Source organism: Streptomyces sp. NBC_01707 (assembly GCF_041438805.1).
Lineage (GTDB): Bacteria > Actinomycetota > Actinomycetes > Streptomycetales > Streptomycetaceae > Streptomyces.
On the sequence record NZ_CP109190.1, the window covers coordinates 5,722,382 to 5,745,766 of the forward strand.

Sequence of the window (23,385 nt, forward strand, 5' to 3'; positions counted from 1 at the left end):
GGAGGGCCGTCACCCGGTGATGCGGGTGACGGCCCTCCGTGCTGCCGGTTCCGGTCCGCCGTCGAGCGGTGACGGGCCCGGATCGCTCACGCGATGTGGTTCTCGGCCATCTCGTTGTCGAAGCGCTGCTTGAAACCCGGCAGCAGACGGCGGAGCAGGGCCGCGCTGCGCGGGTGCCTGACGTTGTGGCCGTCCGAGAGATGGATGTCGAGGACCTCGACGCTCGGGTAGTCGTTGTGCTGGTGCGTGTACGCGCTGAACACCTCGTAGGCGATTTCGCCGAACTCCGCGTCCTCCTGTGCCCACTCGACCGGGTCGGCCGCGGGCTCCTGGAGCTGCTGGGGCTGCTCCGGCGACTCCGGCAGGGGCTCTTCGCCACGGGGGTGGGGGACCGCGCCGATCGTGCCCACGTTGCCCAGTGGGCGGGTGCGGCCGCCCGGGCCCGAGGGGATCATGACCGGGGTGGGTTCGAGGCCTTCGACGTACGTAGGGTTGTACGCACCCTCGTACGCGCCCTCCGGGACCTGCGGCGCCGCGAACCACGGGCTCTCGTGCGAGCCGGGGCCCTCCTGCGGCCATTCCTCGGCGGCCGGGTCGGAGGGGTGGGCGTGCTGCTGCTGTTGCGGTTGTGCCTGGTGCTGTTGAGGCTCGGCGTACTGCGGCTGCGGGGCGTAAGGCAATTCGGCCTGGGGGTGGACCGTCTCGACGGCGGCCGGAGCCGGGGCCGGGGGCAGCAGGACGGGTTCGATGCCCGCCGCGGCCAGCCCGGCCGGGCCGGTGTCGGCCAGCGGAACGCCGAACTTCGCCAACCGCAGCGGCATCAGCGACTCGACGGGGGCCTTGCGGCGCCAGTTCCGGCCGAAACGGGCCTGGAGCCGGGCCTGGTAGATCAGCCGGTCCTGTTCGAGCTTGATGACCTGCTCGTACGAACGCAGCTCCCACAGCTTCATCCGCCGCCACAGCTTGAACGTGGGGACGGGGGAGAGCAGCCAGCGGGTGAGCCGGACGCCCTCCATGTGCTTGTCGGCCGTCAGGTCGGCTATTCGGCCGACCGCGTGCCGGGCGGCCTCGACCGCGACCACGAACAGCACCGGGATCACCGCGTGCATGCCGACGCCGAGCGGGTCGGGCCAGGCCGCGGCGCCGTTGAAGGCGATCGTCGCGGCGGTCAGCAGCCAGGCCGTCTGACGCAGCAGCGGGAACGGTATCCGCATCCAGGTCAGGAGCAGGTCCAGGGCCAGCAGTACGCAGATGCCCGCGTCGATGCCGATCGGGAAGACCAGGGAGAAGTTCCCGAAGCCCTTCTGTTCTGCGAGCGCGCGCACGGCGGCGTACGAGCCCGCGAAGCCGATCGCGGCGATGATTGCCGCGCCGGCGACGACGACCCCGATGAGTACCCGGTGCGTGCGTGTCAGCTGCATCGCGGCCACCCGCGATCCCCTCCCTGTGTCCCCTTCTTCGACTTCTGGCGGGCACAGCCTGGCACATGTGTGTGGCGTCCGTTGCGCGGGGAGGCGAGAAGCCCGGTCCTCGGGGCAGGACCGGGCTTCGTAAAACTGCTTCCGGGCAGGGGGTTTGGGGATCGGGGCGGCTGCCGGGCGAGCGGCGCCGGGTCCGGTTCCGGTTCCCCGTGACGTCTAGTTCGACGACTTGGCCGACTTCGACGGGCTCGCGGACGGGCTCGACTGCTTGTCGTCGGCGGCGTTGGCGTCGGCGACCGCGGCGACGGCTTCCTTGGCGGCCTTCTCGGCGTCCTTGAGGATGTCGGCGCCGGACGGCGTCTTCGCACCCGCGTAACCCGCGCCGTTGTAGGTCAGGGTGACGACGACGTTCCCCGTACGGGCCACGATCGTCGCGTACTTGAAGTCCTCGCCGGTCTTGGCCAGGTCGTACGTGACCTTGGTGGCCTGCTCGCCGATGCCGCTGACGGGGGCCTCGGTGATCTTCTTCGCGCCCTCGGCCGTCCTGGTCTTGGCGAGCTGCTTCGTGAAGTCGTCCTCGGCGCGCTTCGCGCCGGTGCCGAGAGCCTGGTCCGAGTCGAAGCGGGTGAAGCCGACGTCGAGCCAGCGGTACTGCGAGCCCTTGACGCCGTTGTCGTCGAGGCCGTTCCAGGAGCAGCCGGCGCGCACCGAGGTGTCGCTGGACGTGGCCGGCGAACCGGCCTTGCTCTTCGCCTTGGGTACCAGCGAGGTGATCGTCTTCGCGGAGATCGCCTTGCACGGGTCGGGCAGCTCGGCGAACTTCGCCGGTTCGAGCGCCGCCACCGACTTCTTCGCGCCCGGAGCGGAGGAGGACGAGCCGTCCGACTCCTTCTTGCTGCCGGAGTCCGACGAACAGCCGGCGACGACGAGCATCACCGGGACGGCGGCGCAGGCGAGTATGCGGGTGAGTCGCGAGGCTGATCGGTGCATGGTTCCTTCACTCGGGTGGCGCGGGCGGCGCGGGTGGACGGTCGGGCGGGTGTTCCGGAGGGCCACGGTACGACGGACGGCGGCCGGATGCCGCCTCGGCCGGGTGGGCCGCCGAGCGGGACCGGCGCCGGTCAGGGGCGATCGGCGCGGGGCTATTCGCTGAACTTGTCGACCAGCTTCCGGGCCAGCGCCTGGGCTTTCTCCTGCAGTTCCTTGCTGTCGGGCATCTCCGTCGAGAGGGCGGGCTGCTCGGTGTACCGGACGGTCACGATGACGTTCGATGTGCGGAATACCACGCTCACCGTCCGATGCTGTGCGGCGGAACCTGCCTTGATGAGCAGATCGTCCAGAAATGCGGCATCTCCGAGGTTGTCGAGGACGCGCGGTTGAAGGTCTTCGGTGGCCCCGTCGCCGCTCTTTCCGCCGGTCTCCCCGTCGCTCGGTGCCGAGCCCGACGGGGAGCTCGAGTCCGAGGGGGTGTCCGATGCCGAGGACGGCAGATGCGCGGCGGCCTCCTTCTTCCCGTACACCTCGTCGGCGCGGTCGTCGTCGCTCACGGAGGTGTCGTACGAGACGACCCGCTCGAAGTCGAGGGAGAGGCCGCGGGACGAGTCCGAGTCCTCGGCCTTCCATGTGCAACCGACGCGGCGGTCCGTGTCGTAGGTCACGGAGGCCGTTCCCGCGTACGCCTTCTCCTGCTGTTCCTGCGGCAGTTCGGCGACGCCCGGGAGCAGGTCCTTCAGGGTGGAGTGCGTCACGGAGCGGCAAGGGTCGGGAAGTGTGCGGTACTTGCCCGCCGGTGCGGCGGGGGAGGACGTCGGGCCGCCGGGCCTGCTGTCGGCGGCGGAGCCGTCGGTTCCGGTGCCGGCGCTACAGCCGACGACAAGCGCTGCAAGGAGCGCGGCGCCGGGTACGTACGCCATTCGTCGCACGATCCTGGGCTCCCTTCGTGCGAAAAACGGTTGCCGCTCGATGGCGGCCGGTGGACACAATGTGTATCGCACGCGCCGCTGTGAATGCCGGTCGACCGACTCATTTGTCGACCTTGGCACCGGTTTTGCGCTTTCTGACTTTTCGGGGGAATCGAGGGGCTATGTCGTATGTAGAGGTACCGGGGGCCAAGGTCCCGATCCGCATGTGGGCCGACCCGGCTTCGGTCGAGGGCGGCGCGATGCAGCAGCTGCAGAATGTGGCCACCCTGCCCTGGATCAAGGGGCTCGCCGTCATGCCTGATGTGCATTACGGCAAGGGCGCGACCGTCGGCTCGGTGATCGCGATGCACGGTGCGGTCTGCCCGGCCGCGGTGGGGGTGGACATCGGCTGCGGAATGTCCGCGGTGAAGACCTCCCTGACCGCCAACGACCTGCCGGGAGATCTGTCGCGGCTGCGATCGAAGATCGAGCAGGCCATTCCGGTGGGCCGTGGGATGCACGACGACGTCGTGGACCCCGGGCGGCTGCACGGATTCGCGACGGCGGGCTGGGACGACTTCTGGGGACGGTTCGAGGGGGTGGCCGATGCGGTCAAGTTCCGTCGGGAGCGGGCCACGAAGCAGATGGGGACGCTTGGGTCGGGCAACCACTTCATCGAGTTCTGCCTCGACGAGTCGGGTTCGGTCTGGCTGATGCTGCACTCCGGATCCCGGAACATCGGCAAGGAGCTCGCCGAGCACCACATCGGGGTGGCGCAGAAGCTGACGCACAACCAGGGTCTGGTCGACCGCGACCTGGCCGTCTTCGTCGCGGACACGCCGCAGATGGCGGCCTACCGCAACGACCTGTTCTGGGCCCAGGAGTACGCGAAGCGCAACCGCGCGATCATGATGGGGCTCTTCCAGGACGTGGTCCGCAAGGAGTTCAAGAAGGCCCGGGTGACCTTCGACCCGGTCATCTCCTGCCACCACAACTATGTGGCGGAGGAGCGGTACGACGGCATGGACCTGCTGGTCACCCGTAAGGGTGCGATCCGGGCCGGGTCGGGGGACCTCGGCATCATCCCCGGATCGATGGGCACCGGCTCGTACATCGTGAAGGGCCTCGGGAACGCGAAGTCGTTCAACTCGGCCTCGCACGGCGCCGGCCGGAAGATGAGCCGCAACGCGGCCAAGCGGCGCTTCTCGACACGGGACCTGGAGGAGCAGACGCGAGGTGTGGAGTGCCGCAAGGACTCCGGCGTCGTGGACGAGATTCCGGCTGCGTACAAGCCGATCGAGCAGGTCATCGAGCAGCAGCGGGACCTCGTGGAGGTCGTCGCGAAGCTGAAGCAGGTGGTGTGCGTGAAGGGCTGATCGCCTGCCGCGCCGATGAACGGAAGAGCCCCGGACCCTGTGGTGGTGGTCCGGGGCTCTTCTGCGTGGCCGAAGCCGTGTGCGCGTCGCTGTCGGAGGTCAGAGGGTGCGGTGGACCTTGGAGTTGGAGGCCTGGGCGCGGGGGCGGACCACCAGCAGGTCGATGTTGACGTGGCTGGGGCGGGTGACGGCCCAGGTGATCGTGTCGGCCACGTCGTCGGCGGAGAGCGGGGCGTCGACGCCCGCGTAGACCTTGGCGGCCTTCTCGGTGTCGCCACGGAACCGGGTGGTGGCGAACTCCTCCGTCTTGACCATGCCGGGGGCGACCTCGATGACGCGGACCGGGGTGCCGACGATCTCCAGGCGCAGCGTCTCGGCCAGGACGTGCTCGCCGTGCTTGGCGGCCACGTAGCCACCGCCGCCCTCGTACGAGGCGAGGGCCGCCGTCGAGGAGAGGATCACGATCGTGCCGTCCCCGCTCGCGGTGAGGGCGGGGAGCAGGGCCTGGGTGACGTTGAGGGTGCCGATGACGTTCGTCTCGTACATCTGGCGCCAGTCGGCCGGGTCGCCGGTGGCGACGGGGTCGGCGCCGAGGGCGCCGCCCGCGTTGTTGACGAGCACGGCGAGGTTGCGGAAGGCGGTGGCGAACGTGTCGACCGCCTCGCGGTCCGTGACGTCCAGGGCGTACGCCGTGGCCTCGTGTCCCGCTTCGTTGATCTCGGCGGCGAGTGCCTCGATCCGGTCCTTGCGGCGGGCGGTCAGGACGACGCGGTAGCCGTCGGCGGCCAGCCGGCGGGCAGTCGCGGCGCCGATGCCGCTGCTCGCTCCGGTGATCACGGCGATGGGGGTGGCGGCCATGCGGACTCGACTCCTCGGACGGCTGATCGGTACAGGTTCAGGATAGGCAGGCGGGGCGAGCGGCCGTTCGTCGGCCGACGGTGGGGGTGGCACGGTCAGCGGTGCGGTCGGTGCGGTCGGTGCAGGTCATCGGGGTGATCGGCGGCGCGGTCAGTGGTTGCGGGGGGCGTACATGATCACGGCCATGCCGGCCAGGCAGATCAGTGCGCCGATCACGTCCCAGCGGCCGGGGCGGTAGCCGTCGGCGATCACGCCCCAGGCGATCGAACCTGCGACGAAGACACCGCCGTACGCGGCGAGGACGCGACCGAACTCCGCGTCCGGCTGAAGCGTGGCCACGAAGCCGTACGCGCCGAGGGCGATGACTCCGGCGCCGATCCAGATCCAGCCCCGGTGCTCGCGCACGCCCTGCCAGACGAGCCAGGCTCCGCCGATCTCGAAGAGCGCGGCGACGACGAACAGCGCGACTGAGCGGGCGACGACCATGGGGGCAGCGTTTCATGTGGGCGGGGCGGGACGACGCGGGGGAGGCTGGAGGGGGCGGCGATCCGGACGGTGGGGCAGGTGGGTGGAGTTGGTGTGTCGAACCGGTGTGTAAATAGGGACGATTCGGGGTGATCAGTATCTTCGGGACATGGTACTGACGCGTAGGGCTCGACTGTTGGTCTCCGTCGCGATGGCGACTGCGGCGACGGTGTCGTCTGTGATGTGGGGGGCCGGAAAGGCGACCGGGGCGGACTCGGCACCCGTGCCGGTGGCCGCGGTTGCGGCCAAGCCGGTTCCGGCGTACCGGTCGGTCGCACCGGAGGCGGACGTCTCCCACCACGGCCATGTCTCGCTGTGGGGCGAGGAGCTAGGAGTCTGGCTGCTCAGCGAGAACCATGGCCCGTCGGACGTGATGCGTTCGACCGTGCGGCTGCGCTTCTCGGTGGTCCTCACCGGCCGGCAGGAGATGCCGAGCGCCTGTCTGCAGGCCGACGCCCGCACCGTGCTGTGCCGGACAGGACCCTTGCGTGCGGGTGGGGCGGCGGGCCGGCAGTTCGCGCTCGAACTGCAGCTCGCGGGGCGGCCGAACGAGGTTGTCGTACGGATCGACACCGCGTGGAACGGTGGCGTGACCGATCGGAACCCGCAGAACGACCGGCATGAGGTGCTGGCGCCCGCCACCGGGGACGAATACGTCTTCTGACCGCGTGTCCGGCGTGGCCGGACACGTGGCCGCGGTGGTGGTGTGCGTGCCGGTCATCGGGTGAGGGCGGCCCGCAGCGCCGCGGGGTCGGGCCGGTCGCTCGCCCAGGCGACATGACCGTCGGGACGGACGAGCAGCACGGTCGAGCGGTCGTCCGTCCAGTGCGTGTGCACCAGCGGGACCGGCGACACCGGCGTGGGCATGTCGGCGGGAGTCACGACGACGAACTCGCCGTCGCGCAGCACCTCCTGGAGGCGGCCCTCCACCAGTCCCAGGTCGGGAGCGCGCTTTCCGGTGAGGGGATGCGAGCCGCGCGGCGCCGCGTACGCGATGCCGATGCCGGAGATCATGCCCATCGCCTTGTCGCCGGCCGGCCGTGCCGTCGACAGGAGGCGGGCGGCGGCCGTGCGGACCGCTCGCTGCCGCAGGGTGCGGGCCATGGCGAGGCGGACCAGCGCACCACTGCTGCGCAGCACCTTGGTGCCGACCGGGTGCCTCTCGGAGTGGTAGCTGTCGAGGAGCGCTTCCGGGTCCGCCGCGTGTCCCCGGAGCACGGTTGCGAGCTTCCAGGACAGGTTGGCGGCGTCTTGGAGGCCGGTGTTCATGCCCTGGCCGCCCGCGGGGGAGTGGACATGGGCGGCGTCCCCGGCGAGGAAGACCCGGCCTGTGCGGTAGGCGGGCACCTGGCGCTCGTCGCTGTGGAAGCGGGAGATCCAGCGGGCGTCGTGCATGCCGTGGTCGCTGCCCAGGGCGAGGCGGACGATCTGCCGCAGTTCGTCGAGCTCGACGGGGTCGGTGTCGTCGGCCTGGTGGTTCCGGTTCCATCCCATGACCCGGTACCAGCCGTCGCCGAACGGGGCGATGAAGGCGAAGGCGTCCCCCACGCCGTTGGCCGTGAGGAGGGCGGCCGGTTCCTCGGTCAGCCGGACGTCGGCCAGGATGATGGACCGGATCACCGACTTGCCGGGGAACGGGAGCCCGAGCGCCTCGCGGACGGCGCTGCGCACTCCGTCGGTGCCGACGGCATAGCGCGCGGAGAGGGTGGTGCGCGTCCCGTCGGCGTCCTGCACCTCGGCGGTGACCTCGTCGGCGGACTGGTGCAGGCCGGTCAGTTCCGTGCCGTGACGGAAGTGCACCCCCGCGGACAGCGCGCGGCGCTCCAGCAGGTGCTCGATCTCGTACTGCGGGGTGATCAGCACGAACGGGAAGCGGGACCGCAGTCGGGAGAGGTCGAGCGAAAGGTTGCCGAAGAGCCGCAACCCGGTGAGGCGGGATCCCGTCTTGAGCAGCTCGTCGGCGAGGCCGCGGGCGTCGAGTACTTCGAGGGTGCGGGCATGAACGGCGAAGGCGCGCGTCATGTTGCTCGCGCTGCGCCGGCGGCGCTCGACGACGGTGACCGACAGGCCGCGCGCGGCGAGGTCGCCCGCGAGCAGCAGCCCGGTGGGCCCTGCGCCCACCACGAGGACATCGGCGGTGGCGGCGTCGTGCGGTACGTCGGGGGCGGAGTCGGCGTTCGCACGGGTGCTGGGCTTGCCGGTCATGGCGGCCTCCTGAAGCCGTTTGCCAACGAGTGTGGGTCAACGCTTGTTGGCAAATGTAGATCCGGTGGATCTGGTATGTCAACAGTTGTTGGCCTACGATTGTTGGCATGACGACGAAAGCCCCCGGCGCCCCCCGCCGCTCGGATGCCACGAAGGCCGCGATCCTCGAAGCCGCCCGCGAGCGGTTCGCCGCCGACGGCTATGAGCGCGCCACCATCCGGGCCATCGCCCGCGACGCGAACATCGACCCGTCGATGGTGATGCGCTACTACGGCAACAAGGAAGGACTGTTCGCCGCCGCGTCCGTGATCGATCTGCGCCTGCCCGCGCTCGGGGCGCTGCCCGGCAAGCACGTCGGGGCCGTACTCGTCGCCCATTTCCTGGACCGCTGGGAGGAGGACGACGTGCTGACGGGGCTGCTCCGGGTCGGGGTCACCAATGAGGCGGGGGCCGAGCGCATGCGGGCGGTCTTCGCCGAGCAGCTCGGTCCGATAGCTGCCGGGGTCTGCCCCGACCCCGCCGATGCCCCACGCCGTGCCGCGCTCGCCGCATCTCAGATCCTGGGGATGGCGCTCGCGAGATACGTCCTGCGCATCGCGCCTGCGGCCTCCATGCCCCGCGACGAGGTGATCGCCTGGCTCGCGCCCACCGTCCAGCGCTACTTGACCGCCGAGCGGCCGTAACGGCCCCGCTCGCCTCGGCGACGGCTCGGCCGGACACCGTCTACACGAGTGGGCCGGCCTGATCGGAGGCGTCACCGAACTCGTGGACCGCACTGGCGACGATCTTCTCCAGATGTGCGTGGTGGGCGCCGCGCCAATACACCCGGCCGCACTCCACGCACTGCGCGAAGACGTCGTACGACCGCTGCGTGCCGTGCTCCAGCTGCCCGCTGACGGAGTCCTTGTCGGCCTCGGTGAGCTGCCCGTTGCATGCGGTGCACCGGCTCCACGGGGCCAGTACCGGTGCGAACCGTTCGAGTACGTCCCGTAGCTGGTCGTCGGGTCGGTCGCTGTAGATGTACGCGCCCGCCCAGATCTCCCGGCGCCGCAGCAGACCCCGGTCGCGCGAGAGCAGCACCCGTTGCTCCTTCGCCGACAGCGCGGCCAGTGCCGGATCGCCGATGTCCGCGCTCTCGTACGCGGCGTCGACGCCCAGTAGCCGCAGCCGCCGGGCGAGCGTGCCGAGGTGGACGTCGAGGAGGAAGCGCAGCGGAGCGCCTTCGATGCGCTGGGGGCGTGCCACCGCGCGCACCTCCACGAGTTCACCCGCGCCTGGGATGTGCGAGACCGGAACGGGGCGCCCGTCGACGAGCAGTTGGCCCGCCTCGGTGAGCGGGACCCCGAGCGACTCCACGACATGGCCGAGCGTCGAGGCGCCGTCGGTGATCACGGCCGTGCGCCCGTTGCGGCGCTCGTGCGCGACGAAGAGCCGCAGTTCGGGGTCGACCTCGAGGTGGATCTCCGGTCCGTTCACGTCGCCAGGATGCCATTGAGCGGTCCGCGGCAGCCAGGGGATTCGAGGGGGAGAGGTGGTGGCTCGGCCGCGGAACGAGGCGGTGTGCCGGGGCAGGTCCGCAGAGAATTCAGTCGTATTGCGCAAAAGCTGTGCATTACACATGAATTGCCTGGGCGGGGCCCGCCGCCCAGGCGGAGCGTTTTTGGGTCCCGGGCGGCCGCCTACAGTTCTGCCATGAAAATTCTCGATCTCGAACCCGGCGACGCCCGACTGGCGGACGACCTGCTTCCCGTCCTGCGTGAGCTGCGTCCACATCTGACGGAGGACCTCTTCCGGGAGGTGTACGGGAAGGGACACGCGCAGGGGCTCCGCTTCACGGCCTGCTACGACGACGACGGCGAATGCGTGGGCGCTGCCGGATGGCGCGTCGTCGACAACACCAGCCAGATCCGCAAGCTGTACGTCGACGATCTGGTCACCGCCGAGCGCGCCCGCTCCACCGGCGTCGGCCGCCGGCTCCTGGGGTATCTGGAGCAGCGCGCCCAGGAGGCGGGGTGCCTGGAATTCAGTCTGGACTCGGGGACCCACCGCACGGACGCCCACCGCTTCTATCTGCGGGAGCGGCTCGCCATCGTCGCGTTCAGCTTCACCAAGCGGCTGGTCCGGGACCAGGGCTGAGCTCCACGCCGAGTCACGGGGCGGACTCCGGGGCGAGTTCCAGCCGCCAGTTGTTCGTCAGCAGCACATGGCCGGGCGGGTACTCGAAGTCGCACATGCCGAGCAGGGTGAAGCCTGCCTTGCGGCACACCGCGTTCGACGCGGCGTTGTCCACGGACGGGTATGCGTGCAGATGCCGGTGCTTGTGCTCGGCCCGGGCCTGCTCGGCGACGGCCACGGCCGCGGTCGCCGCGATGCCCCGCCCCTGGTATCCGGGGAGGACGGCCCACCCCGTCTCGTACACCTCCTGCCCCCGCCAGGTCCGCTCCCAGAAACCGATGGTCCCGACGGCCTCTTCCCCGCTGCCGTCGGCCAGGACGATCCGGTACATCCTGCCGCTGCCTGTCCGGTCCTCGCTCAGCGCGACATAGCGGTCATGGCGCGCCATGAGCTGCTCCTCGGACTCGGGGCCGCCCAGGTGGTCCATCAGCTCCGGTGCGTTGGCACGGCGGAGCAGCTCCAGGTCGCCGTCCGACCAGGGCACGATCCGTACGACGGGCGCCGGCGCCGACGCGGTGCGATCCATACCGAAGACAGTAGGCCGCCCCACCGACAACCACCGGCACCGACCGTCAACGGGTGCCGAGTGCCGTCGGTGGGGCGCCGATCGTCGACGTGAAGTCCCTGGTCAGGTGGGCCTGGTCGCTGTAGCCGAGATCCGCGGCCAGCTCGGCCCAGTCCACTTCGGGGTCCGACTCGGCGCGTTCCAGCGCCTCGTGGATGCGGTAGCGGAGGATCACCCACTTGGGGCCGACGCCCACGTACGTGGCGAAGAGCCGCTGCAGCGAACGTGCCGACAGCCCTTCGGTGCGGGCGAGTTCGTCGACCCGGCGCATCGTGCGGTCGGTGCGGACGCGCTCGACCAGGGCCATCGCCCGCTCGGCCTGCGGGTCCGGTTCCGGGGTGAGTGCCAGCAGGTACGCGTCCAGCGCGGCGACCCGCGCGTCCTCCTGGGCCGGGTCCAGCACGGCCGCCACCGGAGCGGGTACGGCGAGGACCTCGTTCGCCAGGAGCCGTCGGCCCGTCCACTCCGACACGGGGCGGCCCGGTGCGAACGGCCGGAAGCCGCCCGGCCGGAATTTCACCGCGCACACCCGTCCCCGGCCCTCCAGCTTCTGGGTGAAGAGTTCGAGTCCGATGCCCGCGACCTCCGCGAAGGCGGCCTCGCCGCTGCTCTCGTGGTGCTGGAAGACCAGGTTCACCGACGGGTGCGGCACCACGTGCGAGGTGTACGGCTCCGGCAGGTCCCAGTCGATCAGCCAGTAGAACGCCACCTGTGTCCGCAGCCCGGGTGCGGGCTCACGCCGGCGGAAGTGCACATGCGAGAAGAGTTCGCGGGCGTCGACGATGCCCCGGGTGTCGCGTCGAGGAGCAGACATGGCAGCGATTCTATTGCGAACATACGTTCGTATCTGTGGTGTCGCGATTATTCAAGACACGGGCCGCCGCCGGGCGGACGGTCGCAGCATGAAGAAAATCAGTGAACTGCTGGCCGCGGCCGCCGACGGCGCTGCTCCCGTCGTGCGTGGCATCGACGACGGCCGACTGGGCGACCCCACGCCGTGCACGGAGTACGACGTGCGGGCCCTCGTCGACCATCTCTTCCAAGTGGTCGTCAACTTCCAGGCCCTGGCGGCCAGACAGGAGCCGGACTTCGGCGCGAAGCCGACCGCGGTCACCGGGGACTGGCGGGGCCGCTTCGGCGAGGAGACGGCCAAGCTGGTGGCGGCGTGGGACGCGCCGGGTGCGGACGAGGGGACCGCGGGTTCCATGGGGTTCCCCGCCAGAACCGTCGCGCGGATGGTGCTGGGCGACCTGACCGTGCATGCGTGGGACCTGGCACGGGCCACCGGTCAGGAATACGTCCCGGACGAGGCGGTGGTGAGCGAACTCGGCCCCGGGCTCGCCGAGATGGCTCCGAACGCGCGGAAGGCGAAGGTGTTCGGCGAGCCCTTCCGCGTGCCGGACGGCGCTAGCCCCTTCGAGCGGATGCTGGCTGTGACCGGCCGCGACCCGGACTGGCAACCGCCGCGGGCGTGAGCCCCGGGACGCCAGTGGCCCCCGGGGCCGGAATCGTCCCTCCTGAGGTGCCGTAGAACTCCTCCAGCCTCGCGTGCGCCCCGTCGACGATCTCCTCGGCGGAGGCGACCATGTGGCGCTCGGACAGGCGCGCCGCCTGATGGGTGTACGGGGACGGCGGCGCCGGATGCCGGCGCCGCCACCACGTCTCGCACCCTGCGTAGATCCCCACGGCGAAGACCAGTACCGGGATGGACAGGGCCAGCAGGATGTCGCCCATGAACAGGCCTCCTTGATGTCGATGCCTCGCACACCGACCGCATCGGCGGTATCGGCTGTATGGGGTACATCGGCAGGGCCGGCAGGTCTTCTGAAGATCATTCTTCGGCCAATGAATGGCCGAATATGGGCGTACGACGGCCTACCTGTCCAAGGCCCACAAGTGCACGGCGTCCCCGCTCCCGGACACCGTGTACCAGGTGCCGTCGCCGAGAGCCGTGGGAGTGCCGGAGACCGGGAAGGGGTACACGACCTGACCGGCCGGGCGCATCCCCGACGCGTCCAGCAGCCAGTGCCGCACCGGCCCGTACTCCTCCTCCTGATCCGTACTGGAGATGGCCGTCTCCTTGTCCACGAACCCGCACTCGTAGTCCCACATCACGTCGTCGGCGTCGAAGTCTTCCGGATCCGCGTCGGGGTGACGGGGGACGGCGTCCGCGGCGTCCAGCTCGGCCACCACCGCACCGTCCGAGACCCGGTGCAGAGCCAGCGAGTCCAGATCGTGCGCCACTGTCAGGAAGTGCTCGCCGGTGGGGCTCACGGAGGTCAGGATCCGCTCCTCCTCGCCGAAGTGCTCCACGGACAGCTCCGACCCGTCCCACCGCCCCCACAGCAGCGGTGCCCCGTCCTGGCCTTCGCCGACGCTCAGCCCCATCTGCGCCGGATCGGGGTGCGGTACGTGCTCCGAGCCCGCCGCCACGGTCTCCGCGTCCGCCCGCCCCAGCACCCGCCCGTCGGCGGCATCGATGACCAGCCACTCGTCGAGCGCCTCCGGATCCGGCCCGGCCGTCGCCAGGGGGCCCCGGACATGGGCCCACACGAGCGACCCGTCCGCCGAGAACACCGCCGAGCCGCTGTCCGCGTACACATGCGACCGGCTGTCCGCGTACTCCTCGAACGACTCGTGCAGGATGCGGCAACTGCCCTCCCAGCAACCGTGCCGGACCTCCCAGCGCACCGCCCCGGCCGGATCCACCGCGCGTACCGAATGGACCCCCGCGAAGACCGCGAGATCCCCGCCCGGCGCAACCGTGAACGTACCGAAGCGACGTGGCCAGGGGGCCGGGAAGCGGGTCTGCGGGGCGGACGGGTCGTCCAGGTCGACGGCGACCGCCTCGAAGTCGCCGCGCTGAATCAGCAGACGGCGATCCGGCCACCGCAGGACGGACGGCGCGTACGCGGCCTCACGATCCCGGTCCAGGGGTGCGGTGAGTGTGGCGACAAGGCGAGCGGATGCGGCACTGGTGGTCATGGGTCCCCTCCCGAACGTGCAGCGTGCAGCGTGCACGAGAACAGGGGAGAACCGTAGAGCCCCGGGGTGACAGCCGCGCTACGGGGTGGCGTCGGGGCCGGCTCAGGACCAGGTCAGGACGCGACCGGGACGAGGGCAGGACAGGTCGGTGGCCGGACCGGGACGAGGCCGGGACACGTCCGAGGCCGGATCGGGACGGGCTCAGGGCCGAATGGGGATCGGCTCAGGGCCACACCAAGCAGTAGGCCTGATGCCCCGCGTCATGCAGACGATGGCTGAAATCCTGCCACTCGTGGAGCAGCTGGTAGACGTTGAACGCGTCGCGCGGGCCGCCGCGGTCCGGGACCGTGGACCAGATGAAGGCCGCGGCGCCGACCGACTCCTCGCCGACGTCGCGCAGCGGGTCGACGACCGTCATCGGGAGCTTGACCACCGCGTAGTCGGGGTGCAGGACGACCAGTTCCAGCGGGGGGACCTTGTGCAGGGGTATGCCCTGGATGCCGGTGAGCACCATGGCCGCGACCGTCTCCGGCTTGATCTTGCTGAACATGCCGCCCATGCCCAGCTCGTCACCGCCGAGTTCCTCGGGGCGCATCGAAATGGGCACGCGTGCGGCAGTGGCCCCGTCGGGGGCCCCGAAATATTTGTAGGTCACCCCCACCCGACCACCACTCCTGCTTCCGGCCTGTGCACTGCCGGCCTGATGTATGCCCTGCTTGCGCTCAGCCTCACGCCGGTGCCGACCTCGCCGGGCAGGCTCGGGCCCCAGGTCGTCGGTCCCTTCGCCCACTCCGCCACCGCGATGCATATCTCATCCACCCGACTACTACTTAGGAGACACAGCCCCCGCCGCGCAACCCGATCATCGTGTCAGTGACCTCCCCCGCGGGCGTGGTGTGAAACACCCGTCCGCAAGACTGTCGGTGGCTCTGACACCATGGCTTGTGTGAGCTTTCCCTATGACGCCCCAGTTTCGCAGACGCTTTTCGACCGCGCGTCCCTCGTGACGCCCGGAGGCGTGAACTCTCCCGTACGTGCCTTCCGGGCCGTGGGCGGTACGCCCCGCTTCATGGTGTCCGGTACCGGTCCGTACCTCACCGATGCCGACGGTCGTGAGTATGTCGACCTCGTGTGCTCGTGGGGGCCGATGATCCTCGGCCATTCCCACCCCGAGGTCATCGCCGCAGTCCAGGAGGCTGTCGCCCGCGGCACCTCGTTCGGTACGCCCGGTGAGGGCGAGGTCGCGCTCGCCGAGGAGATCGTGGCCCGGATCGAGCCCGTGGAGCAGGTACGGCTGGTGTCGTCCGGCACCGAGGCGACCATGTCCGCGATCCGGCTGGCGCGCGGGTTCACCGGCCGCGCGAAGGTCGTGAAGTTCGCCGGTTGCTACCACGGGCACGTCGATGCGCTGCTCGCCGCCGCCGGTTCCGGGGTCGCGACCTTCGGTCTTCCGGACACCCCCGGGGTCACGGGCGCGCAGGCCGGCGACACGATCGTCCTGCCGTACAACGACCTGGAGGCCGTGCGGACCGCCTTCGCCGCGCACCCCGGCGAGATCGCCTGCGTGATCACCGAGGCGTCGCCGGGCAACATGGGCGTCGTACCGCCGCTGGACGGCTTCAACGCCGGGCTCAAGGAGATCTGCGCCGCCGACGGCGCGCTGTACATCTCCGACGAGGTCATGACCGGATTCCGTACCTCGAAGGCCGGCTGGTTCGGTGTCGACGGGGTGCGGCCCGACCTGATGACCTTCGGGAAGGTGATGGGCGGCGGCTTCCCGGCCGCGGCCTTCGGCGGGCGCGCCGACGTGATGGCCCACCTCGCCCCGGTCGGCCCCGTCTACCAGGCGGGCACCCTCTCCGGTAACCCGGTCGCCACCGCCGCCGGGCTCGCCCAGCTGCGGCTGCTCGACGACGCGGCGTACGCGAAGGTCGACGCGGTCTCCGCGGAGATCCAGGCCTTGGTGAGCGAGGCGTTCACCAAGGAGGGCGTGGCGCACACGGTGTCCGCGGCCAGCAACATGTTCTCTGTGTTCTTCACGGACCGGCCGGTGCGGAACTACGAGGACGCCAAGAAGCAGGAGGCCTTCCGCTTCACCGCCTTCTTCCACTCGATGCTGGCGCAGGGCGTCTATCTGCCGCCGTCCGCGTTCGAGTCCTGGTTCGTCTCCACCGCCCACGACACGCAGGCCGTCGAGCGGATCGCCGCCGCGCTGCCCGCCGCCGCCCGCGCCGCATCGGAGGCCACCGCATGAGCCCGGCCGACAAGGACATCACCGTCGTCCATCTGATGCGTCACGGGGAGGTGCACAACCCCGAGGGTGTGCTCTACGGACGCCGCCCCGGCTACCACCTCTCCGAGCTCGGCCGGCAGATGGCCGACCGGGTGGCCGAGCACCTGGAGAAGCGCGACATCACCCATGTCGTCGCCTCCCCGTTGGAGCGCGCCCAGGAGACGGCGACACCGATCGCCAAGACGCACGGCATCGACCTGGCCACGGACGAGCGGCTGATCGAGGCGGCCAACGTCTTCGAGGGCAAGACCTTCGGGGTCGGCGACGGCGCGCTGCGCAAGCCGGACAACTGGAAGCACCTCACCAACCCGTTCCGCCCGTCCTGGGGCGAGCCGTACATCGAGCAGGTCGTACGGATGATGGGCGCCCTCGACGCCGCGCGCGACGCGGCCCGCGGGCACGAGGCTGTCTGCGTCAGCCATCAGCTGCCGATCTGGATCGTCCGGAGCTTCGTCGAGCGGCGGCGGCTCTGGCACGACCCGCGCAAGCGGCAGTGCACGCTCGCCTCGCTGACCACCTTCACGTACCAGGGCGACAAGATCGTCTCCGTCGGCTACACCGAGCCGGCCCGCGATCTGGTGCCTGCGCATCTGCTGGCCGGTGCCAAGCCGGTGAAGGGGAAGTCCAAGGCGTTCGGAGCCTAGGGCCTCTCGTCCGGATCGTGCCGGGGTCGCCTCGTCCGGCATCGGCCGCTCCCTGATCCGGACTGATCCGAACGGAAGACCCTGGATCCCTCTCTCCGCGGGCCCCGCCGATCCGTCGGCCGGGGCCCGAGCCGCGTCCGGCCCGAGCCGCGTCCGGCCGGCGCCGGCGTGGGGTCGCGCCAGGAGGCAGGTGCCGATCGGCGGAACCACCGTGCTGTTTCACCCATCTAAGCCTTTGCCAGTTTGTATGGAGTTGGGCCGGAACGACCGCAGATGGGGACGCCATGCGCGATATCAGCCGAAGGAGTCTGCTCACAGCCGGACTGGGAGCAGCGGCTGCCATCGGGATGGCGGGCTGCGGTTCCCTGGACTCTGCCGTGGGGGGCGGCTCGGGCTCCGGCTCCGGGCAGCGGGCGGACGGCAAGGGCGAGGGAAGCGGTGCCGGGGACGACGACGTGCGGGAGATCGGGGACGGTTCCACCGCCGACACCGGGGAACAGCCGAACCAGCCTTCGGCGCCGGTCCCGCTGGAACCCGGGCAGACCCCGCCGCAGTTCGTGATCTTTTCCTGGGACGGGGCGGGCGAGGTCGGCACGGGGCTCTTCGCGCGTTTTCTCGAACTCGCCAAGGACCACGACGCGGCGATGACCTTCTTCCTCTCCGGGCTCTATCTGCTGCCCGAGTCGAAGAAATCCCTGTACCGACCGCCGAACAACGCCATCGGCGCGTCCGACATCGGATATCTCACCGATGATCACATCAAGGCGACGCTGGACCAGGTGCGCCGGGCCTGGCTCGACGGTCATGAGATAGGCACGCACTTCAACGGACATTTCTGTGCCGGCTCCGGATCGGTCGCGCACTGGACGCCGGCCCAGTGGGAGAACGAAGTCGATCAGGCGGTCTCCTTCGTCACCGAATGGCGCACCAATACCGGTTGGACCGATCTCGACCCGCTGCCTTTCGACTACCGCAAGGAACTCATAGGCGCCCGCACACCCTGTCTGCTCGGCCAGGACAATCTGTTGCCCACCGCGCGCAAACTGGGCTGGCGCTACGACGCGAGTTCGCCCGGCGGCACCCAGATCTGGCCGGAGAAGCGCCAGGGGCTGTGGGATCTTCCGCTCCAGGCCATACCGTTCCCAGGGCACTCGTTCGAAGTGCTGTCGATGGACTACAACATCCTCGCCAACCAGTCGAAGAACTCCACCCAGGGAATGCCGTCGCGCTTTCCGGCCTGGCGTCAGCAGGCCATCCAGTCGTATCTCGCCGGCTTCGAGCGGGCGTACAGAACGAACCGTGCACCTTTCTACATAGGCAACCACTTCGAGGTGTGGAACGGCGGTATCTATATGGATGCGGTCGAGGAGACCCTCAAAAGGATCGCGGGGAAGCCGGACGTGCGGCTCGTCTCGTTCCGGCAGTTCGTCGACTGGCTCGATGTCCAGGACCCGGCCGTGCTTGCGAAGCTCCGTACCCTCGGGGTCGGCGAGGCGCCCGGCGGTGGCTGGAACACCTTCTTTAAACAGGCCTGACAACGGTCTTTACGGGCACCGAGGGGGGTGCGCAAGATCCCCGAAACCGCCATGCGAAACTTTTCACATGAGCTTTGGCCGCGCACCCCGACGCCGCTTCACCCTGCTCGCCGCCCCCGCAGCGGCCGCCGCACTGGCGCTGACCCTGACCGCCTGCGGTGGTGACGGCAACAAGGCCGGCGGTGGCGGCAACTCCCACTTCGTCACCGGCAGTGGCGGGATCTCCACCGTGGCCAAGGCGGACCGCCAGGACGCGCCGAAGCTCGACGGAGCGACGCTGGACGGCAAGCCCCTCGATGTCGCCGACTACAAGGGCAAGGTCGTCGTGCTGAACGTATGGGGCTCGTGGTGCGGCCCCTGCCGGCTGGAGGCCAAGCACTTCGCGAAGGTGTCGAAGGAGACCGCGAGTCAGGGTGTCCAGTTCATCGGGATCAACACCCGGGACGCCGAGAAGGGCCCGGCGGTGAACTTCGAGAAGGACAACAGCATCACCTACCCGAGCTTCTTCGACCCGATCGGCAAGCTCATCCTCCGCTTCCCCAAGGGGACGCTGAACCCGCAGGCCATCCCGTCGACCGTGGTCATCGACCGGGACGGGAAGATCGCGGCCCGCACCCTCGTCGCCCTCGACGACGTCAAGCTCCACAAGATGATCGACCCGCTGATCGCGGAGAAGTGATCACGTGCTCACGTTCGCCGCGACCACGGGCATGAACACGACCGTGTTCAACGGGGCTCTTCTGGTGGCCCTGCCCATCGCCGTACTCGGCGGACTGGTCTCGTTCTTCTCGCCGTGCGTGCTGCCGCTGGTGCCCGGCTACCTCTCGTACGTCACCGGCGTCAGCGGGACCGATCTGGCCCAGGCCAGACGGGGGCGCATGGTCGTCGGCGCCTCGCTCTTCGTCCTCGGCTTCTCCGCCGTGTTCGTCTCCGGCGGCGCGCTCTTCGGCTATTTCGGGCAGCGGCTGCAGGATCACAGCGAGGTCATCTCCAAGGTTCTCGGCGTCCTGATGATCCTGATGGGCGTCTTCTTCATGGGGCTGATGCCCTGGATGACCCAGCGTGAGTTCCGCATCCACAAGCGGCCGGTGTCCGGCCTCGCCGGAGCGCCGCTGCTCGGGGTGCTGTTCGGGGTCGGCTGGACGCCGTGCCTCGGCCCGACGCTCACTTCCGTGCAGACGCTCGCCCTCGAACAGGGGACCGCCGGGCGCGGGGCCGTACTGACCCTGGCGTACTGTCTCGGACTCGGTCTGCCGTTCGTGCTGGCCGCGGTCGCCTTCCGCAAGGCGCTCGGTGCCTTCGGATGGGTCAAGCGCCACTACGTGTGGGTCATGCGGATCGGCGGCGCAATGATGATCGTGACCGGACTGCTCCTGCTGACCGGTGTGTGGAGCAGCATGATGCAGGAACTGCAGGGCTGGTCCAACGGCTTCACGGTGGGGATCTGAGTTCCATGAGCAACACCAAGACCGACGCGGCCGACGAGCGCGCGAACGAGCGTGAGCGCGAGAGCCGACAGGAGCGGGAGAACGCGGCCGAGCTCGGCGCGGCCGGCTCGCAGCTCTCCACGGCACCGCGCGAAGAAGCCCTGGCCACACTGCCCGCCATGGGCGTCATCGGCTGGGCGCGCTGGTTCTGGCGCCAGCTCACCTCGATGCGGGTCGCGCTGATCCTGCTCTTCCTGCTCTCGCTCGGGGCCATCCCCGGCTCGCTGATCCCGCAGAACAGCGTGGACGAGCTGAAGGTGCAGACCTTCAAGGAAGCCCACACCACCGTCACGCCGATCTACGAGAAGCTCCAGTTCTTCGACGTCTACAGCTCGGTGTGGTTCTCCGCGATCTACATCCTGCTGTTCGTCTCCCTCATCGGCTGCATCGTGCCGCGCACCGGCCAGTTCGTCGGTCAGCTGCGCAGCCGGCCGCCGGGCGCCCCCAAGAGGCTGACCCGGCTGCCCGCTTACACGACGTGGCGCACCGACGCCGAACCCGAGCAGGTCCGCGAGGCCGCGCTCGCGATCATGCGTAAGCGGCGCTACCGGGCGCACGCGGACGGCGATGCGGTCGCCGCCGAGAAGGGCTATCTGCGCGAGGCCGGGAACCTGATGTTCCATGTCGCGCTGATCGTCATGCTGGTGGCCTTCGCCACCGGTCAGCTCTTCAAGTCCGAGGGCGGCAAGCTGATCGTCGACGGCGACGGCTTCTCCAACACGCTGACCCAGTACGACGACTTCAAATCCGGATCGCTGTACGACACGGACTCGCTCGCCCCGTTCAGCTTCACCCTCGACAAGTTCGTCGGCACGTACGAGCGCAACGGCCCGCAGATCGGCACCCCACGCAAGTACGAGGCCCATGTCACGTACTCCGAGGGCGCGTACGGCAAGCCGAAGAAGGCCGTCATCAAGGTCAACGAGCCGCTGGTGGTCGACGGCTCCAAGGTCTATCTGATCGGGCACGGCTACGCCCCCGTCGTCTCCGTCAAGGACGGCAAGGGCAAGGAGGTCTACAAGGCCGCCGTTCCGCTGCTGCCGATCGACAGCAATGTCACCTCGACCGGTGCGATCAAGGTGATGGACGGCTACCGCGACAAGAACGGCAAGAAGGACCAGCTGGGTTTCCAGGCGTTCTTCGTGCCGACGTTCGCGGGCAACGGCAAGGGGACGATGTTCTCCCAGTTCCCGGCCGCGGACTTCCCGGTACTGGCCCTCAACGGGTACCACGGCAGCCTCGGTGTCGACTCCGGACTGCCGCAGAACGTGTACCAGCTGAACACCTCGAAGATGGCGGCGTTCAAGGACAGCAAGGGCGACAAGCTGAAGCAGCGGCTGCTGCCCGGCGAGACGATGAAGCTGCCGGACGGCGCCGGATCGATCACCTTCGAGGGCATCGAGCAGTGGGCCAGCTTCCAGATCTCGCAACAGCCCGCCAGCGGCTGGGCGCTCACCGGAGCCATCGGGGCCATCGCCGGTCTGGCCGGGTCGCTGTTCATCCAGCGGCGCCGGGTCTGGGTCCGGGCCGTACGCGGGGCGGACGGCGTCACCGTCGTCGAGATGGCGGGCCTGGGCCGCAGCGAGTCCGCGAAGCTTCCCGAGGAGCTGGCCGATCTCGCGGTCACACTCCACGACATGGCGCCCACCGCGCCCGACGACGCATCTGCCGAAGCACTTTCCGAAGAACCTGCCGAAGGGGCTGAGAAGTGAATCTCGCCGCCGCAACCAACGAGAATCTGGCACATACCAGCAATGTGCTGATCTATTCGTCGATGGCCGTCTACACCATTGCCTTCTTCGCGCACATCGCGGAGTGGGTGTTCGGCAGCCGCAGCAAGGTCGGCCGGACCGCCGCCGCGCTGACCGGGGCCGGAGCCGCCGGCGCCTCCTCGGCGAAGATCCAGGTCCAGGTCGCGCAGAAGGGCGGCGCCACCGCCGTACTGGAGCGACCGAAGATCATTACGCGTTCCGCCGCCGGTTCACGCGATGTCCCGGACGGGCCCGGCGCCGCCGGCGGCACGTTCAAGGGCGATCTCTGGGGGCGGATCGCGGTCTCGATGACCGTGCTCGCCTTCCTCGTCGAGGCCGGCGGGGTCGTCGCCCGCGCGCTGTCCGTGCAGCGTGCCCCGTGGGGCAACATGTACGAGTTCTCGATCACCTTCTCCACGGTGGCCGTCGCCGCGTACCTGATCCTGCTCGCGCTGAAGAAGAACGTCCGCTGGATGGGCCTGCTGCTGGTCACGACCGTCCTGCTGGACCTCGGCATCGCGACCACCGTGCTCTACACCTCCAGCGACCAGCTGGTGCCCGCACTGCACTCGTACTGGCTGTGGATCCACGTCTCCACCGCCATCATCTGCGGCGCCGTCTTCTACATCGGTGCGGTCGGCACACTGCTGTACCTGTTCCGCGACAGCTACGAGAGCAAGCTGGCGAACGGCGTCGAGCCCGGCTCGTTCGCCCAGTCCGTGCTGTCCCGGCTGCCCGCCGCGGCGACCCTCGACAAGTTCTCGTACCGCGTCAACGCCGCCGTCTTCCCGCTGTGGACGTTCACGATCATCGCGGGCGCGATCTGGGCGGGCGACGCCTGGGGCCGCTACTGGGGCTGGGACCCCAAGGAGGTCTGGTCCTTCATCACCTGGGTCGCCTACGCCTGCTACCTGCACGCCCGCGCCACCGCAGGCTGGAAGGGCCGTAAGGCCGCCTACCTGGCTCTGATCGCCTTCGGCTGCTGGCTCTTCAACTACTACGGCGTGAACATCTTCGTCACCGGCAAGCACTCCTACGCAGGCGTCTGAGCCGCTTCCCGTCCGTACGGGTGCGGAACCCGCCTCACCGGGCCACGCTGTAACCATGAGCGACACGCACCCCGTGATCGAACGTGGTGCGGCGGAGACCGAAGGTGACCGCCGCATCCTGCGGTTCACGCTCCGGCTGCCCCACTCCGTGTCACGGGTGTGGGCAGCCGTTGCCAGTTCCGAGGGGCTGCGGGACTGGCTCGCGGCCGCCGAACCGTTCGAACCGCGCATCGGCGGTGCGATCACGCTGCGCTGGCTCAACACCGACCAGGACGGGAACGCCACGGTCGCCTCCGGCACCGTCACCGCCTGGGACATCGAGCGGGTCGCCGAATACACCCTCGAAGGGGTGCACGGCCGGATCCGCTTCCACCTGGAGCCGCCGCGCGGCGACCATGCGGTGCTGCGCTTCACCAATGAGTTCCGCGGCGACGACGCGCTGCTGCTGGACTGCCTGGCGGGCTGGCACAACCACTTCGAGTACCTGGTGGAGGCGCTGGACGGGCGTCCCGCAGACTGGTCCGCGTGGACGCTCACGCGGTGGCAGGAGCTGCGGGACGGGTACGCGTCGGACGGCGGCCGGGGTCCGGGCTGACGGGCCGGGCGGCAGTGGCG

The 23,385-nt window shown here is 69.7% G+C and carries 24 protein-coding genes; 13 read left to right on the forward strand and 11 right to left on the reverse strand.

Annotated elements, in window-relative coordinates:
- Positions 1 to 86: 86 nt before the first annotated feature.
- From OG963_RS25800 to OG963_RS25810, 3 genes are all read right to left on the reverse strand, one after another.
- The gene (locus tag OG963_RS25800; protein WP_093776258.1) at positions 87 to 1,430 is read right to left on the reverse strand and encodes a DUF2637 domain-containing protein; all 1,344 of its coding nucleotides are present in this window, start codon (positions 1,428 to 1,430) and stop codon (positions 87 to 89) included.
- A 207-nt stretch (positions 1,431 to 1,637) separates the two neighbouring features.
- Complete coding sequence (locus OG963_RS25805) at positions 1,638 to 2,411, reverse strand: DUF3558 family protein (protein ID WP_093776260.1); 774 nt, start codon at positions 2,409 to 2,411, stop codon at positions 1,638 to 1,640.
- A gap of 152 nt (positions 2,412 to 2,563) precedes the next feature.
- Positions 2,564 to 3,334 carry a DUF3558 domain-containing protein gene (locus OG963_RS25810; RefSeq protein WP_093776262.1) on the reverse strand — a complete coding sequence of 257 codons (771 nt, stop codon included), beginning with the start codon at positions 3,332 to 3,334 and terminating at the stop codon, positions 2,564 to 2,566.
- A gap of 170 nt (positions 3,335 to 3,504) precedes the next feature.
- Between OG963_RS25810 and OG963_RS25815 the strand changes: the two genes are divergently transcribed.
- Positions 3,505 to 4,698 carry an RtcB family protein gene (locus OG963_RS25815; RefSeq protein WP_093776264.1) on the forward strand — a complete coding sequence of 398 codons (1,194 nt, stop codon included), beginning with the start codon at positions 3,505 to 3,507 and terminating at the stop codon, positions 4,696 to 4,698.
- 99 nt (positions 4,699 to 4,797) lie between these two features.
- Here OG963_RS25815 and OG963_RS25820 read toward each other — a convergent pair whose 3' ends face one another.
- Positions 4,798 to 5,556: an SDR family NAD(P)-dependent oxidoreductase gene (locus tag OG963_RS25820; RefSeq protein WP_030928096.1), complete on the reverse strand. Its 759-nt coding sequence runs from the start codon at positions 5,554 to 5,556 to the stop codon at positions 4,798 to 4,800.
- A gap of 150 nt (positions 5,557 to 5,706) precedes the next feature.
- Positions 5,707 to 6,042: a YnfA family protein gene (locus OG963_RS25825; RefSeq protein WP_030928094.1), complete on the reverse strand. Its 336-nt coding sequence runs from the start codon at positions 6,040 to 6,042 to the stop codon at positions 5,707 to 5,709.
- 148 nt (positions 6,043 to 6,190) lie between these two features.
- Here OG963_RS25825 and OG963_RS25830 point away from each other — a divergent pair, with 148 nt between their 5' ends.
- The gene (locus OG963_RS25830; RefSeq protein WP_093776268.1) at positions 6,191 to 6,745 is read left to right on the forward strand and encodes a hypothetical protein; all 555 of its coding nucleotides are present in this window, start codon (positions 6,191 to 6,193) and stop codon (positions 6,743 to 6,745) included.
- Positions 6,746 to 6,798: 53 nt separating this feature from the next.
- Here OG963_RS25830 and OG963_RS25835 read toward each other — a convergent pair whose 3' ends face one another.
- Positions 6,799 to 8,286, reverse strand: coding sequence for an FAD-dependent oxidoreductase (locus OG963_RS25835; RefSeq protein ID WP_093931477.1), 1,488 nt, complete (start codon positions 8,284 to 8,286; stop codon positions 6,799 to 6,801).
- 107 nt (positions 8,287 to 8,393) lie between these two features.
- Here OG963_RS25835 and OG963_RS25840 point away from each other — a divergent pair, with 107 nt between their 5' ends.
- Complete coding sequence (locus OG963_RS25840; protein WP_030928088.1) at positions 8,394 to 8,969, forward strand: TetR/AcrR family transcriptional regulator; 576 nt, start codon at positions 8,394 to 8,396, stop codon at positions 8,967 to 8,969.
- Positions 8,970 to 9,009: 40 nt separating this feature from the next.
- On the opposite strand, the gene OG963_RS25845 is transcribed toward OG963_RS25840, so the two are convergent.
- Entirely contained in the window at positions 9,010 to 9,762 is a 753-nt protein-coding gene (locus OG963_RS25845; RefSeq protein WP_093776272.1) for a Mut7-C RNAse domain-containing protein, read from the reverse strand.
- Between the two features lie 216 nt (positions 9,763 to 9,978).
- Between OG963_RS25845 and OG963_RS25850 the strand changes: the two genes are divergently transcribed.
- The gene (locus OG963_RS25850; protein ID WP_093776274.1) at positions 9,979 to 10,422 is read left to right on the forward strand and encodes a GNAT family N-acetyltransferase; all 444 of its coding nucleotides are present in this window, start codon (positions 9,979 to 9,981) and stop codon (positions 10,420 to 10,422) included.
- A 13-nt stretch (positions 10,423 to 10,435) separates the two neighbouring features.
- Here the strand turns inward: OG963_RS25850 and OG963_RS25855 are convergent, their stop codons facing one another.
- Complete coding sequence (locus OG963_RS25855; protein WP_030928081.1) at positions 10,436 to 10,987, reverse strand: GNAT family N-acetyltransferase; 552 nt, start codon at positions 10,985 to 10,987, stop codon at positions 10,436 to 10,438.
- Positions 10,988 to 11,033: 46 nt separating this feature from the next.
- A complete protein-coding gene (locus OG963_RS25860; RefSeq protein ID WP_093931475.1) occupies positions 11,034 to 11,840 on the reverse strand; it encodes a helix-turn-helix domain-containing protein in 807 nt (268 codons plus the stop codon).
- Between the two features lie 88 nt (positions 11,841 to 11,928).
- On the opposite strand from OG963_RS25860, the gene OG963_RS25865 reads away from it, so the two are divergent.
- Positions 11,929 to 12,501: a TIGR03086 family metal-binding protein gene (locus tag OG963_RS25865; protein ID WP_093776278.1), complete on the forward strand. Its 573-nt coding sequence runs from the start codon at positions 11,929 to 11,931 to the stop codon at positions 12,499 to 12,501.
- A gap of 400 nt (positions 12,502 to 12,901) precedes the next feature.
- Here the strand turns inward: OG963_RS25865 and OG963_RS25870 are convergent, their stop codons facing one another.
- Entirely contained in the window at positions 12,902 to 14,011 is a 1,110-nt protein-coding gene (locus OG963_RS25870; protein WP_319325285.1) for a hypothetical protein, read from the reverse strand.
- A 223-nt stretch (positions 14,012 to 14,234) separates the two neighbouring features.
- The gene (locus tag OG963_RS25875; RefSeq protein WP_078852811.1) at positions 14,235 to 14,819 is read right to left on the reverse strand and encodes a hypothetical protein; all 585 of its coding nucleotides are present in this window, start codon (positions 14,817 to 14,819) and stop codon (positions 14,235 to 14,237) included.
- Positions 14,820 to 14,948: 129 nt separating this feature from the next.
- Between OG963_RS25875 and hemL the strand changes: the two genes are divergently transcribed.
- From hemL to OG963_RS25915, 8 genes are all read left to right on the forward strand, one after another.
- Positions 14,949 to 16,265 (forward strand): glutamate-1-semialdehyde 2,1-aminomutase, encoded by a 1,317-nt coding sequence (hemL, locus tag OG963_RS25880; protein WP_371126452.1) that lies wholly within the window; start codon positions 14,949 to 14,951, stop codon positions 16,263 to 16,265.
- Positions 16,262 to 16,948, forward strand: coding sequence for a histidine phosphatase family protein (locus tag OG963_RS25885; protein ID WP_093776284.1), 687 nt, complete (start codon positions 16,262 to 16,264; stop codon positions 16,946 to 16,948). The genes hemL and OG963_RS25885 overlap by 4 nt, the downstream gene beginning before the upstream one ends.
- A gap of 284 nt (positions 16,949 to 17,232) precedes the next feature.
- Positions 17,233 to 18,483, forward strand: a complete 1,251-nt coding sequence (locus OG963_RS25890; RefSeq protein ID WP_093776286.1) for a hypothetical protein — start codon at positions 17,233 to 17,235, stop codon at positions 18,481 to 18,483.
- 67 nt (positions 18,484 to 18,550) lie between these two features.
- Positions 18,551 to 19,162 (forward strand): TlpA disulfide reductase family protein, encoded by a 612-nt coding sequence (locus OG963_RS25895; RefSeq protein WP_093776288.1) that lies wholly within the window; start codon positions 18,551 to 18,553, stop codon positions 19,160 to 19,162.
- A gap of 31 nt (positions 19,163 to 19,193) precedes the next feature.
- Positions 19,194 to 19,931, forward strand: a complete 738-nt coding sequence (locus OG963_RS25900) for a cytochrome c biogenesis CcdA family protein (protein ID WP_051878882.1) — start codon at positions 19,194 to 19,196, stop codon at positions 19,929 to 19,931.
- A gap of 5 nt (positions 19,932 to 19,936) precedes the next feature.
- Positions 19,937 to 21,682 (forward strand): cytochrome c biogenesis protein ResB, encoded by a 1,746-nt coding sequence (locus OG963_RS25905; protein WP_030928047.1) that lies wholly within the window; start codon positions 19,937 to 19,939, stop codon positions 21,680 to 21,682.
- A complete protein-coding gene (gene ccsB, locus OG963_RS25910) occupies positions 21,679 to 22,770 on the forward strand; it encodes a c-type cytochrome biogenesis protein CcsB (RefSeq protein ID WP_093776292.1) in 1,092 nt (363 codons plus the stop codon). The genes OG963_RS25905 and ccsB overlap by 4 nt, the downstream gene beginning before the upstream one ends.
- A 55-nt stretch (positions 22,771 to 22,825) precedes the next feature.
- Entirely contained in the window at positions 22,826 to 23,365 is a 540-nt protein-coding gene (locus OG963_RS25915) for an SRPBCC domain-containing protein (RefSeq protein WP_093776294.1), read from the forward strand.
- The last annotated feature ends 20 nt before the right edge of the window (positions 23,366 to 23,385 follow it).

What these genes read in the sequence shown, in the direction of transcription:
- OG963_RS25870 (WP_319325285.1), bottom strand. Translation starts at nt 14,011, where the DNA reads ATGACCACCAGTGCCGCATCCGCTCGCCTTGTCGCCACACTCACCGCA.
- OG963_RS25840 (WP_030928088.1), top strand. Translation starts at nt 8,394, where the DNA reads ATGACGACGAAAGCCCCCGGCGCCCCCCGCCGCTCGGATGCCACGAAG.
- OG963_RS25815 (WP_093776264.1), top strand. Translation starts at nt 3,505, where the DNA reads ATGTCGTATGTAGAGGTACCGGGGGCCAAGGTCCCGATCCGCATGTGG.
- OG963_RS25895 (WP_093776288.1), top strand. Translation starts at nt 18,551, where the DNA reads ATGAGCTTTGGCCGCGCACCCCGACGCCGCTTCACCCTGCTCGCCGCC.
- OG963_RS25915 (WP_093776294.1), top strand. Translation starts at nt 22,826, where the DNA reads ATGAGCGACACGCACCCCGTGATCGAACGTGGTGCGGCGGAGACCGAA.
- OG963_RS25905 (WP_030928047.1), top strand. Translation starts at nt 19,937, where the DNA reads ATGAGCAACACCAAGACCGACGCGGCCGACGAGCGCGCGAACGAGCGT.
- OG963_RS25875 (WP_078852811.1), bottom strand. Translation starts at nt 14,819, where the DNA reads ATGCATCGCGGTGGCGGAGTGGGCGAAGGGACCGACGACCTGGGGCCC.
- OG963_RS25830 (WP_093776268.1), top strand. Translation starts at nt 6,191, where the DNA reads ATGGTACTGACGCGTAGGGCTCGACTGTTGGTCTCCGTCGCGATGGCG.
- hemL (WP_371126452.1), top strand. Translation starts at nt 14,949, where the DNA reads ATGGCTTGTGTGAGCTTTCCCTATGACGCCCCAGTTTCGCAGACGCTT.
- OG963_RS25825 (WP_030928094.1), bottom strand. Translation starts at nt 6,042, where the DNA reads ATGGTCGTCGCCCGCTCAGTCGCGCTGTTCGTCGTCGCCGCGCTCTTC.
- OG963_RS25860 (WP_093931475.1), bottom strand. Translation starts at nt 11,840, where the DNA reads ATGTCTGCTCCTCGACGCGACACCCGGGGCATCGTCGACGCCCGCGAA.
- OG963_RS25850 (WP_093776274.1), top strand. Translation starts at nt 9,979, where the DNA reads ATGAAAATTCTCGATCTCGAACCCGGCGACGCCCGACTGGCGGACGAC.
- OG963_RS25890 (WP_093776286.1), top strand. Translation starts at nt 17,233, where the DNA reads ATGCGCGATATCAGCCGAAGGAGTCTGCTCACAGCCGGACTGGGAGCA.
- OG963_RS25865 (WP_093776278.1), top strand. Translation starts at nt 11,929, where the DNA reads ATGAAGAAAATCAGTGAACTGCTGGCCGCGGCCGCCGACGGCGCTGCT.
- OG963_RS25810 (WP_093776262.1), bottom strand. Translation starts at nt 3,334, where the DNA reads ATGGCGTACGTACCCGGCGCCGCGCTCCTTGCAGCGCTTGTCGTCGGC.
- OG963_RS25885 (WP_093776284.1), top strand. Translation starts at nt 16,262, where the DNA reads ATGAGCCCGGCCGACAAGGACATCACCGTCGTCCATCTGATGCGTCAC.
- OG963_RS25835 (WP_093931477.1), bottom strand. Translation starts at nt 8,286, where the DNA reads ATGACCGGCAAGCCCAGCACCCGTGCGAACGCCGACTCCGCCCCCGAC.
- OG963_RS25820 (WP_030928096.1), bottom strand. Translation starts at nt 5,556, where the DNA reads ATGGCCGCCACCCCCATCGCCGTGATCACCGGAGCGAGCAGCGGCATC.
- OG963_RS25855 (WP_030928081.1), bottom strand. Translation starts at nt 10,987, where the DNA reads ATGGATCGCACCGCGTCGGCGCCGGCGCCCGTCGTACGGATCGTGCCC.
- OG963_RS25900 (WP_051878882.1), top strand. Translation starts at nt 19,194, where the DNA reads ATGAACACGACCGTGTTCAACGGGGCTCTTCTGGTGGCCCTGCCCATC.
- OG963_RS25805 (WP_093776260.1), bottom strand. Translation starts at nt 2,411, where the DNA reads ATGCACCGATCAGCCTCGCGACTCACCCGCATACTCGCCTGCGCCGCC.